The following is a 455-nucleotide window of genomic DNA, read 5'->3' on the forward strand; positions in this document are numbered from 1 at the left end:
GTGTCGGTCACGTACACGCTCAACGACTGGTTTGGCGCGAAGGTGACGGCCGCCAAGACGGGCGTGATCCTGAACGACGAGATGGACGACTTCACGGCCAAGGTCGGCGTGCCGAATCTGTACGGCCTGGTGCAGGGTGAAGCCAACTCGATCGCCCCGGGCAAGCGTCCGCTGTCGTCGATGAGCCCGACCATCGTCACCAAGGACGGCAAGCCCGTCATGGTGGTGGGCACGCCGGGCGGCAGCCGCATCATCACGGCCGTCATGCTGACCATGATCAACGCGATCGACTACGGCATGAACGTGCAGGAAGCCGTCGACATGCCGCGCTTCCATCAGCAATGGCTGCCGGACGTGACCAACGTCGAGGCGTATGCGCTGTCCGAAGATACGCGCAAGATCCTGACGTCGATGGGCCACAACCTTGGCGCGCCGCAGCCGGCCAACCACTTGGC

At 64.2% G+C, this 455-nt stretch carries 1 protein-coding gene; it reads left to right on the forward strand.

All coding sequences use genetic code 11. The features are described 5' to 3' along the window. The coding region (locus C1J01_RS48620) for a gamma-glutamyltransferase (RefSeq protein WP_181449402.1) at nt 1–455 on the forward strand (455 nt) is incomplete at both ends.

The sequence above is a fragment of the Nonomuraea aridisoli genome, from assembly GCF_003236395.1.
Classification (GTDB): Bacteria; Actinomycetota; Actinomycetes; order Streptosporangiales; family Streptosporangiaceae; genus Nonomuraea; species Nonomuraea aridisoli.